Below are 20,487 nucleotides of genomic sequence, written 5' to 3'. Positions count from 1 at the left end.
CGACGGAACCGTGCCCCTATGACCGGGACGGGGACGCGCAGCGAGCGGCCAGGCCGTCCAGGAGGCAGTCGAGGCCGAACGTGAAGCGCCGCTCGCTCTCGCGTTCGACGTCGATCTCGCCCGTGGCGGCCATCCGGCTCGCCAACGTCGGGTGGCGTTCGGCGACCTGGCGGAGGTAGTCGGCCGCCTGCTCGTCCCAGCCGGATCCGGTCCCGCTCATGCGGGCCAGCGTGTCGCGCCAGGCGACCTCCGCGATGACCGCGCCGACCACATGGTCGTTGACGGCGGCCATGGCGGCGTCGAGGTCGGGGCCTGCGAACCCGGCGCGGTCCAGCAGCCGCAGCCCGGTCTCGGCCAGGGCGAGCGCGTTCGGGCCGAGGTTGGGCCTGACGGTCAGCTCGGACAGGGCCCACCGGTGACGCAGCAGCATGGCGCGGTTGCTGCGGGCCAGCGCCGCCAGGCCGTCCCGCCAGCCGGGCGTGCCGGGGCCGGCGCGCACCTCGCCCAGCACGCGGTCGAGGGCCAGCTCCAGCAGGTCGTCCTTGGTGGCGACGTACCAGTACAGCGACCCGGCGGTCACCCCCAGCTCGGTGGCGACGCGGCGCATCGACAGCCCGCGGTGACCCTCGGCGTCGAGGACGGCGACCGCCACCTCGACGATCCGCTCACGGGTGAGCTGGCGGTCGCGCGGCGGCCGCTCGGGACGCAGCCACACGGACCCGCCGGAGAACTCTGACGACGGCACGCGATCACCCTACCCGCCTTGACGTCGCCATCCATTCCCTTATACAACGTTCAAGAACATTGAACGCTGTTCAAGGAGGAGTCGGATGTCCGCCCCCGCACTGATGTTCCGCGCGAACGGCCCGCTGCCGGGCGACGTGCACGTGACCGCGCTCGGCCCCGAGTCCGGGCCGCCGGCGGTCTTCGTGCACGGCTCCACGAGCTGGGGCGACGACCCGGTGTACGGGTTCGCGGCGCAACGCCCGCTGGCCGGCCGGTTCCGGCTGCTGCTGATGGACCGCCGGGGCTACGGCGGCAGCCCGGACGCCGGGGACAGGTTCCCCGGCGACTACCTGGCCGACGCCGACGACGTCGCCGAACTCCTCGGCGCGGGCGCGCACCTGGTCGGCCACTCCTACGGAGCCGTCGGAGCCATGATCGCGGCGGCGCGCCGGCCCGAGGCGGTGCGCTCGCTCACCTTGATCGAGCCGGGCGGCTACCAGGCGGCCGCCGACCACCCCGCCGTGGCCGAGGCGCTGCGCGCCAACCGCGCCGCCTACGCCGACCTTCCCGACCTGACGCCCGAAGAGTGGCTGCGCGCCGCCGCCGGCTCGACCGGCATGCCCGAGCCCGGCACGGGGGATCGGCGGTTGCGCGCGGCCGCCACGGCGCTGCGCGAACGCGTCTGCTGGGAGGCGGGCCTCCCGCTGCCGGCGCTGCGGGCGGCGTCCTTCCCCAAACTGGTCGTCTCGGGCACCTGGGAGGGCGCGCCCGGGCCGTACCGGGAGCGCGGGGGCGTCCCTCTCATGGCGTGCGCACGGGTCACGGCCGAGCGGATCGGCGCCCGGCACGAGCAGGTGCCGGGCAGCGCCCACTACCCGCACGTCGAGGCGCCGGAGCGGCTGAACGCGCTGCTCAGCGCCCTCTGGTCGGACGCCTGACCGCCCCTCGGACGCGTCATGACCGCGCCGGAGGGGCGAGGCCCGTCAAGCCAGGAAGAACCTGGCCAGCGTGCGGGCGACCAGCGCGGGGTCGTTCTCCATGGGGATGTGACCGGCCTCGGCGACCCGCACCAGCGTCGTGTTCGGCACCTCGTCGGCGAACCGCTGGGCGTAGCCGACCTGCTGGAAGGTGTCGTCCTCACCCCACACCAGCAGCTTCGGCGCGTCACAGGCGAGCAGGGCGGGCATGAGGTCGAGGGTGTAGCGGCTGTCGGCGGCGCCGGCCAGCGCCATCCAGGACCGCCCCACGCGTGCTTCGCGCCACGGGTCGAGATAGTCGTCCACCTCGCCTTCGGCGACGGGCCGGGCCAGGGCGGTGGTGACGGCCACGCGCCGGGCGGCGAGCAGGTCCTCCACGGTGGTGGCGGCGACCACGGCGGGGTCGCGGTAGCGCGCCACGCCGGGCACCGGCCAGGAGTCGTAGCTCACCGAGTTGACCAGCGCCAGCCGGGGAACCGTCAGCTCGCCGCCGACCAGCAGGTGCTGGGCGACCGCGCCGCCGATGTCGTGCCCGGCCACGCCCGCGGGCGCGTCCATGCCGAGCGCCGCCGCGAAGCGCGCCACCCAGGCGGCCAGCGCGGGCACGGTGGCCGTCTCCAGCGTCAGCTCCCCTTCCGAGCGGCCCAGGCCGGGCAGGTCGACTGCCACCGGCCGCAACCCGGCCGCGGCCAGGTCGTCGAGCACCGGCAGCCAGACGCGGCTCCAATACGTGCCGTGGAGCAACAGGACCTGCGGGCCGTGCTCGCCCGCCGTCAGATAGCTGGCCGTACGGCCGTCGACGTCGATCGTCATGCGTGTGGACATGGCCATAACCATCGGGGAATGCGGCAATGCCGGTCAAATACCACTTAGGGTATGGCCCCATGACGTTGACGCAGCTCCGAGCGCTGATCGCGGTGGCCGAGCAAGGCGGGTTCACCGCGGCGGCGGACCTGCTCGGCATGTCCCAGCCGGCTGTCAGCCGCGCCGTCGCCAGTCTCGAACGCGAGCTCGGCGCCCCCCTGTTCGTCCGTCACAGCGACGGCATCGCCCTCACCGAGGCCGGGCGGCGCGCCCACCTTCGCGCCCGCGAGGCCCTGCGCCACTTCGACCTGATCCGCGCGGAGGTGGCAGCCGCCGCCGGTCAGGTCACCGGGCCGCTCCGGCTGGCCAGCCTGCCCAGTGCCACCGGCACCCTAATCGCCCCCCGGTTGCGGACCTTCACCGATCGCCACCCCCAGGTCCAGGTACGCCTGTTCGAGGGGGCCGACGACGACGTCCGCGGCTGGCTGCGCAGGGGCGCGGCCGAGGTCGGCGTGGTCACGCTCCCGGCTCCCGGCCTGCACACGATCCCGATCAGCACGCACGAGATGGTCGCCGTGGTGCCGGCCGGCCATCGCCTGGCCGGGCAGGAGACCGTCCACATCACCGACCTGACCGGGCAGCCGTTCATCCTCACCACGGCGGGCTGCCGTCCGCTCATCACCGAGGCGGCACGCCAGGCCGGCGCCGAGCTCGACGTCGCCTGCGAGGCGGGCGGCCAGTCGGCCATCCTCGAAATGGTGGCCGCCGGCCTGGGGGTCAGCATCGTGCCCACGCTCGGGCTGCCGGCCCAGCTCGGACCGGTCACGACCAGGCCGCTCGAACCGCGCCTCACCCGGACGCTCGCCCTGGCCGTCCTGTCGCCGAGCGACTGCGGGCCCGCCGTGCGCGCCTTCCTCGACCTGGCCGACGTCCCGTACGGACAGGCCTTCGGCGGGTAGGCCGACGGGCGGGGCATCGTCTCACCGGCCAGGCGGTGGTGATCGGCGGGGCCCGGGCTCCCGATACCTGTGCTGGAGGGGCCGGGCGGTGGCCGGGGGGCCTTCAGCGGATGGTGATGCTGCGGCTGTCCTCGTCATTGAAGGGCGGCATGATGCCGGCGAAGGTGGCGCTGGCGTCCACCTGGTCGCCGCGCTGGAAGGTGTTGAAGGTGGCGTTGATGGTGAGGTTCTCGTTGTGGCGCAGGCCGTCGCAGATGACGTCGTCGGTGCCGCCGTTGGGAGAGCCCCAGCTGAACCACAGGGTGCCGACGACTCTGGCCAGCTGGATGTCGGTGCAGGTGTAGGTGACGTTCATGACGGCGGTTCTGGTGGGGCTGCCTTATGCGGTGACGGAGTTGAGGGTGATGGAGGCGTCCTGTGCCACCGCCCGACGGCCGCACGACCGCGGCCGGGCCGGCGCGGCGTGGCGGGCGGTGGTGACGGGGCCAGTGGCGCGTTTCGGTGGGGTGTGAGCGCCGATCTCTTTGGTCAGTACGGCTGGCCGGCGGCGCGCCGGATCGGCATCCAGGTGGGAGCCGGGGCGCTGGTCAGGAAGTCGCCGACCAGCCGGACGCACAACTCGGGCCTCTCGCGCAGCAGCAGGTGCGAGGTCTGCGGCACGACGGCCAGCTGCGCCGCGGGCAGCGTCCGGTACAGCTCCAGGGTGTGCTCCAGGGTGATGATGTCGTCGTCGGCGGACATGACCAACGTGGGGCAGGTGACGGCGGCCAGGTCGTCGGGGGTCAGCGGCCGGTCCGCGGTGACCGACCGGGCCGCCTTGGCGATCACGACGGGGAAGTGGCCGGCCCCGTCCGGCGACACCTCGGCGTAGGCGGACAGCAGCGGCGGCGGAGGCGGCGCGTCGGTGCTCGGCCGCAGGATCATCCCGTCCGGGTGGAAACCGCCGCTGATCAGGACGAGCCGTTCGACGAGGTGCGGATGGCGCACGGCGGTCCACAGCGCCACCATCGCCCCGGCGCTGTATCCGGCCAGCCGCACGGGACCGCCGACCGTCTCGCCGATGAACGCCGCGGTGTCGTCCGCGAACGCCTCCATCGAGAACGGCCCCGGCACGTCGGGCGTGTGGCCGTGGCCCCGGCGCTCGGGAAGCAGGAGCCGGAACCGTTCGGCCAGCGCGTCCAGGTTGCCGGTGAAGTCCCGGCTGTCGGTCAGGCCCCCGTGCAGGAGCACCAGCGGGTCTCCGGCGCCGCGCTCGTCGTACCAGGTGCGCACGCCGTTCACTTCGATGTGGTCGGCCATCGTGCCGCTCGTTCCCTTCGTCGCGTACGGGTCTACGAGACTGGTACGACACGGCGGCCGGAAACTCATCGCACGTCACCGCCAGGGCGCCCGAGCGAGCCGGGAGCCCGCGGGGTTCAGCGGCAGACCGTGCCGGGCACGGGAAGCGTCCCGGAGATCAGGTAGCGGTCGACGCTCCCGGTCGCGCAGGCGTTACGCAGGTACGAGGTGTGCCCGTCGCCGTCATAGGTCAGCACCTGTGCCCCCTTGATGCCCCTGGCCAGGCTCTTGGCCCAGGCGAGCGGCGTCGCGGGATCATGCGTGTTGCCGACCAGCAGAACGGGCGGCGCCTGGGTGATGTGCACCGGCCGCTGCGGATTGGACGGCGGCACGGGCCACCCCACGCACCCGGTCGTCATGTCCCAGAACTCCGACGTCCCGCGCATGTGCGGGGCCCTCCGAACGACGTCCCGCGCCCGCGCCCTGAGCTGCGGGAATCCGTTGATCTCAGGGGAGATGTCCTGGCAGAGGACCGCCCGGTAGGCCGAGGTCGTCGCGGGGTGGTCCAGTGCCTCGGCCCGCATCTGCCCGAAGAGCACCGCATCGCCCTGCTCCGCCTGGACGATGCCCCGGGCCAGACCGCCGTTGAAGTCGGGGGCCATCGTGAGCATCGCGTACGCGACGTAGCGCAGTTCGTCCGCCGTCAGCGGACGTCCGCCGGTGACCGGGATCGGCCTCTCCTCCGCCTTGCGCACCAGCGCATCCCACACCTGCGGTACCGACCGGCCGTGCAGCTCACATTCCTGCGTCCGCTCGCACCAACCGGCGAACCTGCCGAACCCGTCCTCCACCGCCGCCGCGGCATCGCGCACCATCTGGCGCGAGCTCATCCCGTGATCGACGATCCCGTCCAGGGCCATCGCCCGCACCCGGCCGGGGAACCGTCGCGCGTACTCGGTGCCGAGCATGCTTCCGTAGGACCGTCCCAGGTAGCTGATCTGCTCCTCGCCCAGCGCGGCCCGCACGGCGTCGAAGTCCCGTGCCACGCTCCCGGTGTCCATGTGCCGGATCAACGGCCCGCAGCTCTCGCCCACGGCCCGGTTGTGCGCGACGAGCCGGTCGTACTCCTGCCGCGTCTCGGGGAACTGCGTGACGGCCGGATCGTGCACCGCCTTCCCGCATCGGATCTGCTCGCTGCCGCCGACCCCGCGCGGATCGATCCCGACGATGTCGAACCGCTCGCGCAGCTCCTCGGAGAAGTAGTACGGCGCCCAATCCCGCACCAGGTCGGCCGCACCCGTCCCGGGTCCGCCGGGGTTGTAGAACAGCGCCCCGATCCGTTGTCCGGTGGCCTTGCGTCGCGTCATGTTCAGCGAGACCTGCGGCCCGTCCGGCTTCGCCCAGTCCACCGGCACGGCGAGGGCGCCGCACTCGGCTCCCGGCTCCTTCCCGCAGGCTCGCCAGTCGATCGCGTCCGTGCTGGTCATGCCTGCTGCTGGGGTCGCTTCGCCGGTCGCGGAAGCGGGGGCCGCCGGGATCGCCACCGCGATCAGCGCCAAGCCCGTGACGAGAGGGGTCCAGTTCATGATCTAGATCGTCTCCGACTCGCCGGCCTCCGCCATCGGCCTTTCGGACCTGCCGCATCGGCCGAACGGCCGACAGTTCATCTCGTACGGCTCTGGGGAGCTGCGGCGTCGATGCTGCCGACGATCAGGTCCGTCAGCGCCGCGACGGCCGTGGCGACGGTGGCGCGCCCCCGGTTCAGCTCCGCGGCGATCGCCTCGGCCGCGCCCAGCACGCCGACGCAGCGAAGCCGGAGGTCTTCCCGCGGGAGCCCGGAGTGCGGCCGCAGGGCGGTGACCATCAGGTCCGTGTAGGCGTCGAGCAGCTCGCGCTCGATCGCCTCCATCTCCTGGCTGCCCTTGAGCGCGGCCGAGACGGCGGTCCACTCCGGCATGTCGGCGGCGCAGGCGAAGTAGGCGGCGCTCAGGACGCGCGCGATCTCGCGGGGGACGGCCGGGGCGTCACGCAGAGCCTGCTCCGAGGCGGCCCGGTGCCGTTCGTCGAGCCGCCGGTAGAGCGCGATCAGCAGCCCGGGACGGGTGCCGAAATGGTCGTAGACGACCGGCCTGCTCACCCCGGCGGCCTCGGCCAGGCTGAGCAGCGTGAGGCCGTCGGTGCCGTGGGCGCGCACGATCGTCATGGCGGTGTCGAGCAGCTGCTCCCGCCTGGCCGGCTTGGACAGGCGGGTCGATCCCGTGGTCATCGTCCTCCCTTGCGTCGCCTCACAGCTTAAGCTACAAAATGTAACTTACAGAATGTAGGTTAGCGGGAGGATGTCACCGTGGAGCACTCCGTACTGATCATGGGTGGATCCGGCCAGGCGGGCGCGGGCGCCGCGGCTCTGCTGCGCCGGTGGCACCCGGAGCTGCCGCTGACGATCGCGGGCCGCGATCTCGGCCGCGCCCGGCGGGTCGCGGGCGAGCTCGGCGGCGCGACGGCCGCGACCATCGATCTGCGGCGAGGCGACCTGGGCCTCCAGGGGGCCGGCGGCTACTCGGCGGTCGTGGCGACGGTGTGGGACAGCCACCTGAACGGACTGCGTTACGCGCAGGACCGCGGCCTGCCGTACCTCAGCATCTCCAGCGGCCTGGTCGACATCGGCCCCGAGGTCGTCGCCGCCGGCCTGCGGGCCGGCGCGGCGCCGGTCCTGCTGGCCGGCCACTGGTACGCGGGGCTCGTCGTCCTTGCGGTGCTCGGCCTCGCCGGGGAGTTCGGCCGGCTCGACACCATCGACGTCGGCGGCGTGCTGGACGAACAGGACAGCGGCGGTCCCGCGGCCGTGGCGGACATGGAACGCCTGATGGCCGCCGTCTCGGCGGGGCACGTTCGCCGCGACGGCGTGTTCCGGTGGATCGCCGGCCCCGACGCGGAGGTGGCGGTCACCGGCATCGACGGCGCCGTGCTGCCCGGCCAGGTCGTCCCCATCCTCGACGTGCCGAGCCTGGCCCTCGCGACGGGCGCGTCCGACGTGCGTTTCGCGTTCGCGGTCGGTGAGTCGGCGGGCAGGCGGCGCGGCGGGCCCCCCTCCGCGGAGGTCAGGATCGACCTCGAAGGCGTGGACCGCGCGGGCGCGCCGCTCAGGACGAGCCGTTACCTCTTCCACCCGGAGGGGCAGCGCCCCCTGACGGCGCTCGGCGTCGCCCTCGGCGTCGAACGACTGCTCGGCCTGCGCGGCGGTCCCGTGCCGCCCGGCCTGCACACCCCCGAGGCGTTGATCGACCCCGGGTACGCGGCCGAGCGGATGGCGGAGATCGGCGCCACCCTCACCGGCGCGCACGGCGATCGCTGACTCCGGTTCCGCCAGACCTTCCGACCGGCCCGCCGTGCCCATCATGTTGAACGCACGTACAAGTTGTACTAGCGTTCAACATGATGAGAGCGAGGGGGACCTGATGACACGGCAACAGTTCACGCGGGCAGGGGCGCGCCAGTGGGCGGGCCTGGGCCTGCTGGCCATGCCGACGGTGCTGCTGGGCCTGGACGTGACCGTCCTGTACCTGGTGGCGCCGAGCATGGCGGCCGACCTGTCACCGTCAGTCGGCCAACTGCTGTGGATCATGGACGCCTACGGGTTCCTCGTCGCCGGGTTCCTCATCACCATGGGCACCCTGGGCGACCGGATCGGACGGCGCCGGTTGCTGCAGGCCGGGATGGCCGCCTTCGCGGCGCTCTCGGTGCTCGCCGCGTTCGCCCCCACGGCCGAGCTGCTGATCCTCGCGCGAGCCCTGCTGGGGGTGGCCGGGGCGACGCTGATGCCGTCCACGCTGTCGCTGATCTCGAACATGTTCCCCGACGCGCGGCAGCGCGCGGTCGCGATCGGGGTGTGGGCCACGATGTTCGCGCTCGGCATGGCCGCCGGGCCGATCGTGGGCGGAACCCTGGTGAACTCCTTCTGGTGGGGAGCGCCGTTCCTGGCGGCGGTGCCCGTCGCCGTCGTCGTCCTGGCCGGGGCGCGCGCCCTGCTTCCCGAGTACGCGGCCCCGTCCGGCGGCCGGCTCGACCTGATCAGCGTGGGCCTGTCCCTGGCGGCGATCCTGCCGGTCGTCTACGCCGTCAAGCACCTCGCCTCCGACGGCCCCGGCGGGCCGGCCCTCGGCTGTGCCGTGGCGGGCGTTTCGGCCGCGATCGTGTTCGTCCGCCGCCAACGCCGCCTGCCCGATCCGCTGCTGGACGTGACGCTGTTCGGCGACCGGGCCTTCGTCGTGGCCTCGGGCGTGCTGCTCATCGGCCTGGCCGGGGCCGGGGGTTCGATGTACCTGGTCACGCAGTACCTCCAGCTCGTCGAAGGGCTCACCCCCTTCGACGCGGGGCTCTGGATGGGACCGCCGGCGCTGGCGATGTTCGCCGCCGCCATCGGCGCTCCGCTGGTCGCCCGGCGCTTCCGTCCCGGCTCGGTCATGGGCGCCGCCCTCGGGGCGTCCCTCGCCGGTTACGCGCTGCTCGCCACCGCGGGGCTCGACGACGAGGTGCCGGTGGCGGCCGGCTTCACGTTCGTCTATCTCGGGCTGGGCGCCCTCGCCGCGCTGGGCACCGACATGGTGGTGGGCGCGGTGCCGGCCGCGCGGTCGGGGTCGGCGGCGTCGATCTCCGAGACGGTCCAGGAACTCGGCATCGCCATAGGCGTCGCCCTGCTCGGCAGCCTCACCACCGCCGTCTACCGTGCTCAGGTGACGGTGCCCGAAGGTCTGACGCCGGAGAGCTCCGGCCTCCTCACCGACAGCCTGAACGCGACCGTGGCGATCGCCGACAGCCTGCCGCCCGGGACCGTCGAGGCGGCCCGGCACGCCTTCACCACCGGGCTCAACGTCGCCTCCCTGGTCGCGGGGGTCGCCATCGCCGCCGCCACGGCCCTGTGCCTCGCGCTGCTGCGTCACGTCCCCGCGCTCAGGGCGGCGCAGAACCGCGACCCCGGCGTTTGAACGATGGTCCGACTATCCTGGGCCCGTGCCGAGGAGCAGCAAGGACGACGCCACCGACGACAGCGAGCACGTCGACGGACGCCGCGCGCGTGGCGAGAGACGACGCGCGGAGATCATCGAGGCCACCCTCGCCGTGGTCACCCGCGACGGCGCGGCCGGCGTCACCCATCGCACGGTCGCCAAGCAGGCCGGCATCACGACGTCCCTGAGCACCTACTACTTCGCCACCCTCGACGACCTGCTGGTGGCCGCCCTCACGACGGTCGCCGACGCCTACACCGCCCGCATCCGCGACATCATCGACGCCCCCGGCGACAAGCTCAGCGGCCTGGCCCACCTCATCGCCGAGTCCGCCGGCTCCGGACGCGAACGCGCCCTGGCCGAACGCGAGCTGGCGACCCTGGCCGCCCGCCGTCCCGCACTGCGTCCCGTGGCACGACGCTGGCGGCAGAACATCGCCGAACTCGCCACCACGCTGACCGACGACCCCGCCGCCGTCGCCGCCCTCGTCGCGGCCTCCGACGGGCTGTGCACCGCGATCCTCCTCGACAACGTGCCCGCCGACCCTGATCACATCCAGGCCGTCCTGCGACTGGCCGTCCGCGGCTGAGCGTTCGCCTACGTTTTCACCCGCACAGCAACTGCCCTGGGCTGGTGCCGGGGAAGGAGTTCATGTCGTGGAGTCGTCCCGGCGGCGGCTCAGCACCGCGGCGATCGGCAGGGCCGCGGCCAGGCCGCTGAGCAGGACGGCCGCGAGCGCGCCCAGAACGGCCGGCTCGTCGCCGAAGGCGATGCCGACGGCGGCGAGCGCCGGCCCGGCGTTGCGTACGGCCGCGACGCCGCCCATGGTGGTGCGGCGTGGCCATGTTCCGGTGGCCAGGACCGTACCGAGCACGAAGGCGGCGGCGGCCAGGAGGAAACCCGCCAGCAGGCTGCGTGAGGTGATCAGCGCGACGACGTCGCGCCAGTTCCCGACGAGCATGCCCGCCAGCACGGCCAGGAACGTCACGTTGGAGACGGTCGCGGCCGCAGGATGCCATGCTCGTGCTGCGGATGGCGCGTGATGGCGCATGATCAGGCCGACGGCGAACGGGACGAGCTGCAGGACCGCCACGGTCAGCATCAGGGTCGCGACGTCCAGGGAGAGCCCGCCGCCCACGTCGGCCGCGTTGAGGAGGATGTTCGCCGTCGGGCCGAAGGTGATGCTGCCGATGGCGGCCAGCAGGACCTGCATCGCCGCTCCTGCGGCCACGTCACCGTGCTGCACCATGCCGAGTTTGGCGCCGAACGGCCCGCCGGGTGAGGAGGCGATCAGCAGCAGCGCGACGAACGCCGGCACCGGCAGGCCGAACAGCGCGGCGACGCCCCAGCCGAGCAGCGGCAGGACGAGCAGGTTGGTCAGGAGCACCAGGGCGAGCAGCGGGCCGTCAACGAGGACGGCGCGCAGGTCCGGCAAGGTCGTGCCGAGCCCGGCGGCGAACATGGTGGCCGCGATGAAGATGACGGTGACGGCGTTGAGCAGCAGGTGCAGGGTGTTCACGAACACCTCCGATCATCGGGCCGGAGCGGTGCCATCACCCTCACCCGGTGAGGTCGCCGAGCCAGCGCAACGCGCTCAGGCTCGGCATGAAGCAGTACTCGCCGCCACGCGTGACGACGAATCGGGGCAGGGAGCACAGGCGCCGCCGTACGGGACGCCGGGGAATGGTGAAATCGCCGGAGCCGTCGGCGGAACCGGTGAGAGGGTCCCTGGCCGGGCCCGCGCCGAAGAAGACGCCGTCGTTCATCCATTCGGTCTGGACGAACTCGAACTGCCGGCCGAGGTGGGCTCCGATGAAGGCGAACATCAGCCCCCGGTCGGCGCCGTCGTCGTCCAGGACGCCGTCGGGCAGCGGCGGCCCGTAGACGGTGCCACGTCTGATCATGCGGTGCAGCCTCGGGACGCCGGCCACCGCCGCGTCACGAGGGTTGGCCCGGCGGATGTGGCAGCCGCCGGGGGTGACGAAACCCGCCGGGTCGTCCCGCTGGTAGAGGAAGGCGTTGCGGCGTGCGTCGTCGGCGCCGAGGACCGGGTCGTCGTGGTCCGGGCAGAGGGCCAGCGGCGCGCCGCTGCGCCAGCGGCCCATGATCTTCGCGGCCAGCAGTTCCTCGTCCTGCGGGCTCGTGGCGTTGTCCTTGAGGTAGCGCCGGAACAGCGCGACCCGCTGGTGCAGCTTGCGGAAGGCCACGTAGGTGCCGTTGCGTCCGAGCACGTCGGGTCGCGGCGCCTGGGTGCCGCCGAGCTCGTCGGGGTAGCCGAGCACGAACTCGCCCGCCTTGAGCGGCACCTCCAGCGGGTTGGAACCGGCGACGCCGCTGCCCTCGATGGCGGGATGGCTGATGCCGTCGCGGTAGCCGAAGGGCTCGGTCTCGGTGGGCAGGGCGTGACAGTTCTGCCGCCAGATCGCCGTCACGCCGGGAAGGGCCTCATAGGCCGGGCGGGCGCTGTCGAGGGCGGCCTCCAGCCGCCCGTCGTCGGGCGCGAGCGCCACCAGCAGCACATGCGCGTCGGACGTGCCGAGCGGCGGCTCCCAGCGGGCCGGGTCGCTGTCGCCGGTGTCGCCCAGCGCGGCGGCACGCGCCGCCATGCCCTGCCGGAACTCCCACGCGAACGTGTCCAGCGACGCCTGGGGCACCCCGAGGGCCTTGAGACCCTGGTAGGTGAGCGCGACGCTGACCCAGGTGTCCCCCAGCGGGCTCACGGAGTCGGCGGCCGAGGTCACCACCGCGCTCAGCCGCCGCATCAGCTCCCGGCCCGGTACGCGGTCGTCCACGCGGAACAGGACGTAGGTCGCCGCGTACGGGGTCGGCCGCGGGCTGAGGACGCCGCGCTGGATGTCGTCCAGGTCGAGCACGGCCGGAAGGTGTTCGTTCACCGGATCCCGCTCACGTGGCTCTGAGGAGGTTGTTCCAGAAGGCGCGCAGGCTGTCGTCGATGCCGAACAGCGAGCTGAAGATCGTGGAGTCGGCGAAGATGACGTCCCCGGCCCGGTCGCCGCGCGGAGGCAGCCACAGGAACATGTTGAACTCGGTGTTCCCCGCCTCGACGAACGGGTGCGTCGGCCTGGTCAGATCGATCGGCTGCCGGCCCAGCACCCGGACGGCGTCGGGGTCGTCGGTGGTGACGGCGTAGTGGGGGAGGTGCATGTGGAAGTTGAAGTGGGACACCCCTTCCAGCCACCCCTTGGTGTCCAGGTCCCTGGCGATGGACAGCGGGGCGTTCTGCCCCGTCCCCATCACGGCGGGACGCAGCCCGTACCGGTTCTCCACCGGCAGCCCCAGCCCCGCCATCAGCGACCGGGTGTACCGGCCGAAGCGCTGCTGGCGGGGCACGAGCGCGTCGCCGTGATGGTGGTACTCGACGTCGCGCATCGCCAGGTCGTCCGTCGCGCCGACGTCATGATGGGGCCCCAGGGCCAGGCAGGTCCCTTCGCGGGTGAGGAAGTCGCGTACCGCCTCGATCTCGGCGGCCGTGGCCTCCTGTCCCGTGATCATGTGGTCCAGTCCCCACACGAACAGCGTGTCGGTGTCGGCCAGCACCCGCTCGTCCAGCGGGGTGTGGAACCCGGCCTGATCCACGCGCTGGTAGACCGGCACCTGATATCCGGTGGCCTCCTGGACGAACCGCTGGAAGGGCAGCCAGCCCCAGAAGAACAGCTCCAGGCCGCCCGCGATGCCCTGCTGGAAACGCAGCGGGTCGGACCACTGCGGGTCCTCGTAGGCGGGCCACTGCACGCGGCGCACCTCGGTCATCGTGGAGAACCGGTTGTCCAGCCCGGTGACGTCCCGGCCCGCCTCGGCCGGATAGCTCCATGCGACGTAGACGCTCACCCGCCGCCGGCCGGGGGCGTACGGGCGCGGCACGTGGTTCTGGTTGTAGGTGCGCGCCGTCTTCGGCTCACTCATCTGATCTCCTGCGCCTCTCCTGCGCCGTCCGTGGCCGTCACTGCAGCTGGTCGAGCATGTCCGACAGAGCGCTCTTGATCCGCAGAGCCTTCTTGATCTCGTCGGCGGTGACGTACGGGTACTCGCCGTACTCGATGAAGCTCGGGCAGTGGTGCTCGCGGACGAACCTGACGAACGCCTCCGGGTTGGTCTTCCAGTCCTCGGGGAAACCTTCGAGGTTCTCGAAGACCGTGTTCACCCCCGCCCTGGTGAACAGCGCGATGGCGTCTTCGGTGTACTTGTCGAAGTCGGTGTCGAAGATCCCCTGGTACATGAAGCGGGTGTCGTCGTCGAACAGCACCCAGCGCAGGTAGTGCAGCTTCAGGGGGGCCAGCAGGTCGGGATCGTCCTTCAGCGCCTCGGCGAGCGTGTGGCCGTAGCCCCGGATGGCGTCGGCGCGGCCGGGCTTGACCCTGGCGATGACGGTGAATCCGTAGCAGGCGGGGCTGCGCGGGAAGACGGGCCCGTACTTGCCCTGTTCCAGGTGGTCGGTCTCCTTCGGGATGACCATCGCCTGCGGCCTGATCTGCATGGCCGTCCTCTCCATCGTCGTGCTCATGGGAGGAAGGCTGACGCGACCTGACTGACACCAGTGTCCCATAGTGGGGCACCGGGTCCCGTTCTCCCACGCGTACCCCGGGCGTGCACTTTCGCGGCTTGCTGTAACGCATCACCGCCCGCCGCGTCGAACGGGCGCGAATGGCTGATGGCGGCTACGTCATGCGGAGGATGACCTTGCCGGTGGTGCGGCGGGTGGTCAGGGCGGTGAGGGCGGTGGCGGCCTCGTCGAGCGGGTATTCGGCGCCCACCACGGGGTGGACGCGTCCCGAGGCGGCCAGGGCGAGCAGGTCGTGCAGCGGCTCGGCGGCACGGCTGCCGGGAAGGCGCAGGTGGGCGCCCAGCCAGTAGCCGCCGACGGTGATGTTGCGCTCGCTCAGGATCCCGGGGTCGATGGGGGCGGCGTCGATCCCGCCGGAGGTGCCGTAGGCGATCAGGCGGCCGAAGGGGGCCAGCGCATGGGCGGCTGCCTCGAAGACGGGGCCGCCGACGGCGTCGAGGATGACGTCGGCGAGGGCGCCGTCGTTGGCTTCACGGACGCGCTCGGCGTAGCCGTCGGCGTCGCCGGGGATGGCGGCGTCGGCGCCGAGCCGGCGGACCAGCGCACGTTTGCCGGGGGTGGAGGCGGTGCCGACGACCCGTTCGGCGCCGAACTCCTTGGCCAGCTGGATCGCCAGGTGCCCGACGCCTCCGGCGGCGGCGTTGACGACGACGGTCTCGCCGGGGCGGACCCGCGCGGCGGTACGCAGCAGATGCCAGGCGGTCAAGCCCTGGACCAGCAGGGCGAGCGCGGCGCCCGCGGAAAGGTCTTCGGGGATCTCGACCGGATCCGTCACCAGCGCCTTGGTGGCGAAGGCGGCGCCGGCGAAGGCCAGCATGCGGCGACCGTCCGGGGCCCGGCCGACGACCTCACCGCCGGGGACGAACGGCAGTTGCGGCGGCAGGTAGGTGCCGCGCAGACGTTCGGCGTCGGCGAAGTTGAGACCGGCGGCCTCGACGTCAAGGAGGATCTGGCCGGGGCCCGGCGTCGGGTCGGGAAGGTCGGCGGGGGTCAGGACATCGGGTTCGCCAAGGCGTTCCGCAACCATCGCTCTCATGCCGTAGACGCTAGGAGCCGCACGGTCGCGCAGGCAGCGGGCACGATTTGTGGATGAGACGGAATCCATGAAGAGTCTTCATGCATTTCTTGCGGCGGCTGACGATGAGGCGGCGCGTCACTCGGGCGGGGGCCTGCGGGCCGGCACTCGGGGATGTCCGGGGTTCACGCACTGCTCTTTGGGCCGCCGGTTCCGCGGACCGGGTCAGGCGAGCAGCCGGTCCACCAGCCCGTCGAGGTAGTCGGGGGTGAGCGGCCCCGCGCCGAACAGGACGCGCATGTAGATCGGCGCCAGGAGGTGGTCCAGCACCTCCAGCACGTCAGGCGGGTCCTCGCCGCGGTCGCGGGCGCGGTCGAGCACCGCCTGCAGCTGGCTGGTGCGGTCGGCCAGAAGCTCGTCGCGCGCCTGAAGGCCCTGCTGACCCTCGCCGGACAGCGCGAGCGTCAGCCGCACCAGCGCCAGGCCGTCGGGGCCGGTGACCTCGCGGGCCACGTTGGCGGCGTGAGTGCGCAGGTCGCCGGCCAGGCTGCCGGTGTCAGGCATCGGCGACTGCGCGTTGAGCCGGGTCAGCAACACATCGCTGAGCAGGGCCTGGAGGTTGCCCCACCGGCGGTAGAGGCTGGTGTCGGCCACGCCCGCACGGGCCGCGATGTCGCCGATCGTGAAATGTCCGTAGCCGCGCTCCCTGACCAGCTCGGTGACGGCTTGATGCACCGCCGCGCGGACCCGGGCGCTGCGCCCGCCGGGCCGCTTGGCCCGCCCCTGCTCATCCATGCGTCCCACCTTAACGCAGTTGGGACTTGCGTTAGAGCTCAAGTGGGTCTACGTTAACGCAGTCACCAACTGCTTTTAGGAGAGATGTACGTGAGAGCGTTGCTTACCCTGACCTGCGCAGGTCAGTTCATGGTGCTGCTCGACAACACGATCGTCGGCGCCGCCCTGCCCGACATGCAGCAGCGGCTTCACACCGGGCTGACCGGCCTGCAGTGGATCGTCGACGCCTACGTGCTGCTGGTGGCCATGCTGCTGCTGGCGGGCGGCGTCTTCGCCGACCGGTTCGGCCGCAAGCGGGTGTTCCTGGCCGGGGTGGTGGTGTTCACGGCGGCCTCGGTGGTGTGTGCGCTGGCGCCCTCGCTCGGCTGGCTGATCGCCGGACGGGTGCTGCAGGGCGTCGGCGCCGCGGCGCTGAGCCCAGCCTCACTGGCGCTGCTCGCCGCCGCGTATCCCGGCCCGAAGGAGCGCGTCAGGGCGATCGGGTTGTGGGCCGGGTTCAGCGGCATCGGCCTGGCCGCCGGACCGCTGGCGGGCGGGATCCTGGTCGAGTCCTTCGGCTGGCCCGCCATCTTCCTGGTCAACGTGCCCATCGGGGCGGTCCTGCTGCTGGCCGGGCTGCGCGTGCTGGGGGAGTCCCGCAACCCGGGCGCGCCGCCGATCGACGTCCCCGGCACGGTCCTGTCCGCCGCGGGCGTGGGCGCTGTGACCTACGGCCTGATCGAGGGCGGTTCCCGAGGCTGGACCTCGCCGGTGATCCTCGGCAGCTTCGCCGCCGGACTGGCGCTCCTGGCCGCGTTCATCGTGGTCGAGGGCCGGGTGCCGACGCCGATGCTGCCGCTGCGGCTGTTCCGTCAGCGGCTGTTCACGGTGTCCAACACGGCGATGGTCGCGGTCGGGTTCGCGCTGATGGGGTCGTCGTTCTTCTTCTCCCAGTTCTTCGTCTACGTCCAGGGCACTTCGATCCTCGTCGCCGGGCTGCAGACCCTGCCGGTCTCGCTGACCATGGTGGTCGTCAGCCCGTACGCGGGCCGGCTCGCGGCCAGGTACGGCTTCCGCGTCGTCGCCGGCGTCGGCCTGGCGCTGGCCGGGGTGGGGCTGCTGGCGCTGGGCTTCGTCCACGCCGACACCGGTTACGGGAACGTGTGGTGGCGGCTGGCGGTCGCCGGCATCGGGTTCGCGCTCACCATGTCGCCGCTGACCGGGGCCGCGATCCAGGCGGTCAGCCCGCAGGAGGGCGGCCTGGCCTCGGGCGTCAGCAGCACCACCAGGCAGATCGGCGCGGTGCTCGGCGTGGCGGTGCTCGGTGCGATCGTGCACCTGCGGGAGTCCGGCGGTGCCTCGTTCGAGTCCGGCCTCAACAGCGCCTTCCTCGTGGCGGGTGCCGTGACGCTGGTCTGCGCCGTCTTCACCGGCTTGTGGCTGACCGCGGCCCGGACGCCGAGCGACGTCCGGACGGACAGTCGGGAGGCCGAGCGGTCGGCGAGCGTCCGCTGACGGCTCGGCCCGGCCGGCTCACGTCCTTGAGCGGATTGTCAGTGGCGTCTGCGACCGTGTGCCGCATGGGCGAGCTGGTCGAGCGGGTGGACGAAATCGTATGAGGACGCGGCGGTTCGCGAACTGGTCGAGGAACTGGGTGTCGGCGTCCCGGTCCGGTTCTTGTTCACGTTCCTGTGCCAGGCAGGGGTCAGCCCTGTCTGGTTCGGGGTGCACGAGGCTTTGATCGCCGAGCCGTTGGCCCCCGACCCGTCCGAGATCGGTTGGCACGCCTGGCTCACGGAGCCGGAACTGTGGAAGCTGGTCGACCGAGGGCCCTTCGTCCCAGCTGGACGACATGCCCTGCGCCGATATCTCGGCCACTCTGCTGCATGACGAACAGCCGCCCCCCGGCGGCAAGGCCGGGCAGGCGGTGTTGTGGGCCGCGTCTGGAGGGTTGAAAGCGCGTTGCAGGCGGTCTACCGCTCAATAGTGGTCAAGCCCCCATACAGCAGGAGGTTCCGATGAACCGCAGCTTGCGCACCCTGTTCGGCCTGACCGCCACCGCCGCGACCATCGCCCTGACCGTCCCGGCCATGAGCGGCGCCGCGAACGCGTCGACGGCCTCGCCTTCCGACCTCGACAACACCAGCCACGTCCAGGAGCTCGCGCAGGCGCGCTCCTTCCTGTTCACCTACACCTTCAACAACCACCTCAAGGTCGCCGGCGGCAACTTCACCGTCGACCACCGCGTCTTCCTGACCGTCAAGTTCAACAACGGCGTCAGCAAGTTCTCCAGGTGGGTGGTCGCGCGCACCCACCCCGTCACCCCCGGCGGCGCCATCTACGTGGAGACGACCATCGCCGCCCCCTGCTACGGCGGCAAGAACGGCTACGCGCAGGCTTATGACGAGGCCACCCGCACCTGGTCGCCGCGTCTGCCGGTGACGATCTGCCAGCGCATCGACTGAGCGGGTGCTGACCGGCCGATGCCCCGGCTTCCCGGGCGCGCCAGGTGTGCGCCGCGGCCTTGAGGCACTCGCCGCGCGGCGCGCCCGGCCGCTTGATTACTGTGACGTCCCATGACCGACACCGAGATCGACGTCACCGCCGACCTGGTCCGTGACTTGCTGCAGGAGCAACATCCAGACCTCGCCGGGCTGGCCATCCGGGAGGTGGCGGGTGGCTGGGGCAACCAGATGTGGCGTCTCGGGGACGAGTTGGCCGTGCGCATGCAGCGGATGGACCCCACCCCGGAGCTCCAGCTCAAGGAACGGCGGTGGCTACCCGTGCTGGCCCCGCGCCTGCCGCTGCCGGTGCCGACTCCTGTGCGGTTCGGCGAACCGTCAGGGCGCTTCCCCAAGCACTGGACCGTGATGACGTGGGTTCCCGGCGAGCCGCTGGACCACGGCTCGATCAGCAGGGGCGCCCACGCGGCCGACACGCTGGCGGGCTTCCTCAGAGCGCTTCATGTGGAGGCGCCCGCCGAGGCCCCCGCCGGTTCGGACCTCGGCGCTCACCCCAGGAGGTGCACGAGCGGCTTCGAGCGGTCCCTGCAGGCCGTCGACCCCGACGCCGTCGGCGATGTCGAGGCCGTCCGTGACGTGTGGGCCGATGCGGTCGCCGCCCCCGAGTGGGAGGGCCCGCCGGTGTGGGTGCACGGCGACCTCCATCCCGCGAACGTCGTCGTCTCGGACGGGACGCTCTCGGGCATCATCGACTTCGGTTGCCTGTTCGCCGGCGATCCGGCGTGGGACCTCGCCGCCGCCTGGACGCTGCTCCCCGCGGGCACGGCCGCCCGCTTCTTCGACGCGTACGGACGTGCGGACGAGGCGGCGATCCGGCGCGCCCGCGGGCTGGCCGCCATGAAGAGCCTGTTCCTGCTGCTCATGGGGCAGAACGGAGATCGGGGCCTGCCCGGCGGCAAGCCGAACTGGGGACCCGCGGGCCGGGCGGCACTAGATCGGGTGCTGAAAGGCGTGTGAGACACACTTCCCGCACACGTGGGGCCGCCCGGCGTTCGATCGCCGCAGCCCGTCCTGCGCCGTGGTGATTCCGTCACCGGAAGAGGTGGACGTTCTCGCGGACCCAGTCGTGGAGGGTCAGCGGCGTCCGGCCGGTGAGCCTTTCGACGGTGTCGAAGATCTGCCAGTCCCAGGCAGCCGATTGACGCTTGAGCTCCAGCAGCGCCTCCAGACGCGGCCCCGACCAGCCGAGGCGGTCGAACTCCGCCCGGGTCTCGGCTGCGCTGCGTTCGACGAGCTTGATCGGCCGGTCCAGGATCTGGCCGACGACGTCGGCCTGGTCCCGGGGTGCGAGGGCCTGGCCGCCGGTGAGGGTGTAGGCCCGGCCGTCGTGGCCGGACGTGGTCAGGACGTGCGCGGCGACGGCGGCGATGTCCCGGGGATGGATCATCGCGGAGACGGGGTCGCCTTCGGTGACGTACATGGTGTGCTCGGCGGCGATGGCGGGGGCGTAGCCGTACAGGTAGGCCATGAAGGTGCCGGGGCGCAGCATCGTCCACGGCAGGCCGGAGTCCATGACGACCTGTTCGCCGAGCCGATGGCCGGTGCTGATGGGGTCGGTGGCGTCGAAGGTGACGCCGCTGGTGGACAGCTTGACCAGCTGGGAGACCCCGGCGCGGGCCGCCGCGGCCACCAGGTTGCGCTCCTGGACGGGGCCGTCGGGGCCGTACCCGGGCGGCAGGACGAAGGCCTTTCGGACGCCGTCGAGGGCGGCGTCGAGAGTGTCCGGCCGGGGGGGGGGGGGCGGGGGGGGCCCCCCCCCCCCCGGGGGGGGCGGGCGGGGGGGGGGGCGGGGGGCGGGGCCGCGGGGGGGGGGCGGGGGGCGGGGGCGGGGCGGGGGGGGGGGGGCC

General features: G+C 72.5%; 22 protein-coding genes. 9 read left to right on the top strand and 13 right to left on the bottom strand.

Annotated elements, in window-relative coordinates:
- Positions 1–16 precede the first annotated feature (16 nt).
- Positions 17–745: a TetR/AcrR family transcriptional regulator C-terminal domain-containing protein gene (locus ACFYYW_RS46955; protein ID WP_387660535.1), complete on the bottom strand. Its 729-nt coding sequence runs from the start codon at positions 743–745 to the stop codon at positions 17–19.
- An 85-nt stretch (positions 746–830) separates the two neighbouring features.
- Between ACFYYW_RS46955 and ACFYYW_RS46950 the strand changes: the two genes are divergently transcribed.
- Positions 831–1,664: an alpha/beta fold hydrolase gene (locus tag ACFYYW_RS46950; RefSeq protein WP_387660532.1), complete on the top strand. Its 834-nt coding sequence runs from the start codon at positions 831–833 to the stop codon at positions 1,662–1,664.
- A gap of 45 nt (positions 1,665–1,709) precedes the next feature.
- Here the strand turns inward: ACFYYW_RS46950 and ACFYYW_RS46945 are convergent, their stop codons facing one another.
- Positions 1,710–2,528: an alpha/beta fold hydrolase gene (locus tag ACFYYW_RS46945; protein ID WP_387660529.1), complete on the bottom strand. Its 819-nt coding sequence runs from the start codon at positions 2,526–2,528 to the stop codon at positions 1,710–1,712.
- 59 nt (positions 2,529–2,587) lie between these two features.
- Here ACFYYW_RS46945 and ACFYYW_RS46940 point away from each other — a divergent pair, with 59 nt between their 5' ends.
- Positions 2,588–3,466 carry a LysR family transcriptional regulator gene (locus ACFYYW_RS46940; RefSeq protein ID WP_387660526.1) on the top strand — a complete coding sequence of 293 codons (879 nt, stop codon included), beginning with the start codon at positions 2,588–2,590 and terminating at the stop codon, positions 3,464–3,466.
- 103 nt (positions 3,467–3,569) lie between these two features.
- Here ACFYYW_RS46940 and ACFYYW_RS46935 read toward each other — a convergent pair whose 3' ends face one another.
- The 4 genes from ACFYYW_RS46935 to ACFYYW_RS46920 all read right to left on the bottom strand — a co-directional run bounded on the left by ACFYYW_RS46935 (position 3,570) and on the right by ACFYYW_RS46920 (position 7,010).
- Positions 3,570–3,821 carry a hypothetical protein gene (locus ACFYYW_RS46935; RefSeq protein ID WP_387660524.1) on the bottom strand — a complete coding sequence of 84 codons (252 nt, stop codon included), beginning with the start codon at positions 3,819–3,821 and terminating at the stop codon, positions 3,570–3,572.
- Between the two features lie 173 nt (positions 3,822–3,994).
- On the bottom strand, positions 3,995–4,765 hold the full coding sequence (locus tag ACFYYW_RS46930) for an alpha/beta fold hydrolase (RefSeq protein WP_387660521.1): 771 nt from the start codon (positions 4,763–4,765) through the stop codon (positions 3,995–3,997).
- A gap of 116 nt (positions 4,766–4,881) precedes the next feature.
- Positions 4,882–6,330: an alpha/beta hydrolase gene (locus tag ACFYYW_RS46925; protein ID WP_387660518.1), complete on the bottom strand. Its 1,449-nt coding sequence runs from the start codon at positions 6,328–6,330 to the stop codon at positions 4,882–4,884.
- A 77-nt stretch (positions 6,331–6,407) separates the two neighbouring features.
- Complete coding sequence (locus ACFYYW_RS46920) at positions 6,408–7,010, bottom strand: TetR/AcrR family transcriptional regulator (RefSeq protein WP_387660515.1); 603 nt, start codon at positions 7,008–7,010, stop codon at positions 6,408–6,410.
- 78 nt (positions 7,011–7,088) lie between these two features.
- Between ACFYYW_RS46920 and ACFYYW_RS46915 the strand changes: the two genes are divergently transcribed.
- The 3 genes from ACFYYW_RS46915 to ACFYYW_RS46905 all read left to right on the top strand — a co-directional run bounded on the left by ACFYYW_RS46915 (position 7,089) and on the right by ACFYYW_RS46905 (position 10,336).
- A complete protein-coding gene (locus ACFYYW_RS46915) occupies positions 7,089–8,096 on the top strand; it encodes a hypothetical protein (protein ID WP_387660512.1) in 1,008 nt (335 codons plus the stop codon).
- 103 nt (positions 8,097–8,199) lie between these two features.
- Entirely contained in the window at positions 8,200–9,726 is a 1,527-nt protein-coding gene (locus tag ACFYYW_RS46910; RefSeq protein WP_387660509.1) for an MFS transporter, read from the top strand.
- Between the two features lie 25 nt (positions 9,727–9,751).
- Complete coding sequence (locus ACFYYW_RS46905; RefSeq protein ID WP_387660506.1) at positions 9,752–10,336, top strand: TetR/AcrR family transcriptional regulator; 585 nt, start codon at positions 9,752–9,754, stop codon at positions 10,334–10,336.
- A 60-nt stretch (positions 10,337–10,396) separates the two neighbouring features.
- Here the strand turns inward: ACFYYW_RS46905 and ACFYYW_RS46900 are convergent, their stop codons facing one another.
- The 6 genes from ACFYYW_RS46900 to ACFYYW_RS46875 form a co-directional block, all read right to left on the bottom strand.
- Entirely contained in the window at positions 10,397–11,266 is an 870-nt protein-coding gene (locus ACFYYW_RS46900) for a bile acid:sodium symporter (RefSeq protein WP_352327576.1), read from the bottom strand.
- A gap of 40 nt (positions 11,267–11,306) precedes the next feature.
- The gene (locus ACFYYW_RS46895) at positions 11,307–12,641 is read right to left on the bottom strand and encodes a Dyp-type peroxidase (RefSeq protein WP_387660503.1); all 1,335 of its coding nucleotides are present in this window, start codon (positions 12,639–12,641) and stop codon (positions 11,307–11,309) included.
- Between the two features lie 10 nt (positions 12,642–12,651).
- Positions 12,652–13,671, bottom strand: a complete 1,020-nt coding sequence (locus ACFYYW_RS46890; protein WP_387660500.1) for a hypothetical protein — start codon at positions 13,669–13,671, stop codon at positions 12,652–12,654.
- A gap of 37 nt (positions 13,672–13,708) precedes the next feature.
- A complete protein-coding gene (locus tag ACFYYW_RS46885; RefSeq protein WP_352327579.1) occupies positions 13,709–14,269 on the bottom strand; it encodes a hypothetical protein in 561 nt (186 codons plus the stop codon).
- Between the two features lie 154 nt (positions 14,270–14,423).
- Complete coding sequence (locus tag ACFYYW_RS46880) at positions 14,424–15,365, bottom strand: zinc-binding alcohol dehydrogenase family protein (RefSeq protein WP_387660497.1); 942 nt, start codon at positions 15,363–15,365, stop codon at positions 14,424–14,426.
- Between the two features lie 204 nt (positions 15,366–15,569).
- Positions 15,570–16,139 carry a TetR/AcrR family transcriptional regulator gene (locus ACFYYW_RS46875; RefSeq protein WP_387660494.1) on the bottom strand — a complete coding sequence of 190 codons (570 nt, stop codon included), beginning with the start codon at positions 16,137–16,139 and terminating at the stop codon, positions 15,570–15,572.
- 90 nt (positions 16,140–16,229) lie between these two features.
- Between ACFYYW_RS46875 and ACFYYW_RS46870 the strand changes: the two genes are divergently transcribed.
- From ACFYYW_RS46870 to ACFYYW_RS46855, 4 genes are all read left to right on the top strand, one after another.
- Positions 16,230–17,633 carry an MFS transporter gene (locus ACFYYW_RS46870; RefSeq protein ID WP_387660492.1) on the top strand — a complete coding sequence of 468 codons (1,404 nt, stop codon included), beginning with the start codon at positions 16,230–16,232 and terminating at the stop codon, positions 17,631–17,633.
- A 48-nt stretch (positions 17,634–17,681) separates the two neighbouring features.
- The gene (locus ACFYYW_RS46865) at positions 17,682–18,008 is read left to right on the top strand and encodes an NUDIX domain-containing protein (RefSeq protein ID WP_387660659.1); all 327 of its coding nucleotides are present in this window, start codon (positions 17,682–17,684) and stop codon (positions 18,006–18,008) included.
- Between the two features lie 128 nt (positions 18,009–18,136).
- On the top strand, positions 18,137–18,583 hold the full coding sequence (locus ACFYYW_RS46860) for a hypothetical protein (protein WP_387660490.1): 447 nt from the start codon (positions 18,137–18,139) through the stop codon (positions 18,581–18,583).
- 111 nt (positions 18,584–18,694) lie between these two features.
- Positions 18,695–19,597, top strand: coding sequence for an aminoglycoside phosphotransferase family protein (locus tag ACFYYW_RS46855; protein WP_387660487.1), 903 nt, complete (start codon positions 18,695–18,697; stop codon positions 19,595–19,597).
- Between the two features lie 73 nt (positions 19,598–19,670).
- Here the strand turns inward: ACFYYW_RS46855 and ACFYYW_RS46850 are convergent.
- Positions 19,671–20,487 (bottom strand): NAD(P)H-binding protein (locus tag ACFYYW_RS46850; protein ID WP_387660484.1); only part of this gene is annotated, 817 nt, incomplete at its 5' end.

This window comes from Nonomuraea sp. NPDC001831 (assembly GCF_042892035.1).
Classification (GTDB): Bacteria; Actinomycetota; Actinomycetes; order Streptosporangiales; family Streptosporangiaceae; genus Nonomuraea.
This window is presented reverse-complemented; position numbering and strand designations above follow the sequence as displayed.

Bases quoted from the DNA above. Each gene is read 5' to 3' on its own strand.
- ACFYYW_RS46950 (WP_387660532.1), top strand. From the start codon at position 831: ATGTCCGCCCCCGCACTGATGTTCCGCGCGAACGGCCCGCTGCCGGGC.
- ACFYYW_RS46945 (WP_387660529.1), bottom strand. From the start codon at position 2,528: ATGTCCACACGCATGACGATCGACGTCGACGGCCGTACGGCCAGCTAT.
- ACFYYW_RS46940 (WP_387660526.1), top strand. From the start codon at position 2,588: ATGACGTTGACGCAGCTCCGAGCGCTGATCGCGGTGGCCGAGCAAGGC.
- ACFYYW_RS46935 (WP_387660524.1), bottom strand. From the start codon at position 3,821: ATGAACGTCACCTACACCTGCACCGACATCCAGCTGGCCAGAGTCGTC.
- ACFYYW_RS46930 (WP_387660521.1), bottom strand. From the start codon at position 4,765: ATGGCCGACCACATCGAAGTGAACGGCGTGCGCACCTGGTACGACGAG.
- ACFYYW_RS46925 (WP_387660518.1), bottom strand. From the start codon at position 6,330: ATGAACTGGACCCCTCTCGTCACGGGCTTGGCGCTGATCGCGGTGGCG.
- ACFYYW_RS46920 (WP_387660515.1), bottom strand. From the start codon at position 7,010: ATGACCACGGGATCGACCCGCCTGTCCAAGCCGGCCAGGCGGGAGCAG.
- ACFYYW_RS46910 (WP_387660509.1), top strand. From the start codon at position 8,200: ATGACACGGCAACAGTTCACGCGGGCAGGGGCGCGCCAGTGGGCGGGC.
- ACFYYW_RS46890 (WP_387660500.1), bottom strand. From the start codon at position 13,671: ATGAGTGAGCCGAAGACGGCGCGCACCTACAACCAGAACCACGTGCCG.
- ACFYYW_RS46885 (WP_352327579.1), bottom strand. From the start codon at position 14,269: ATGAGCACGACGATGGAGAGGACGGCCATGCAGATCAGGCCGCAGGCG.
- ACFYYW_RS46880 (WP_387660497.1), bottom strand. From the start codon at position 15,365: ATGAGAGCGATGGTTGCGGAACGCCTTGGCGAACCCGATGTCCTGACC.
- ACFYYW_RS46875 (WP_387660494.1), bottom strand. From the start codon at position 16,139: ATGGATGAGCAGGGGCGGGCCAAGCGGCCCGGCGGGCGCAGCGCCCGG.
- ACFYYW_RS46860 (WP_387660490.1), top strand. From the start codon at position 18,137: ATGAACCGCAGCTTGCGCACCCTGTTCGGCCTGACCGCCACCGCCGCG.
- ACFYYW_RS46855 (WP_387660487.1), top strand. From the start codon at position 18,695: ATGACCGACACCGAGATCGACGTCACCGCCGACCTGGTCCGTGACTTG.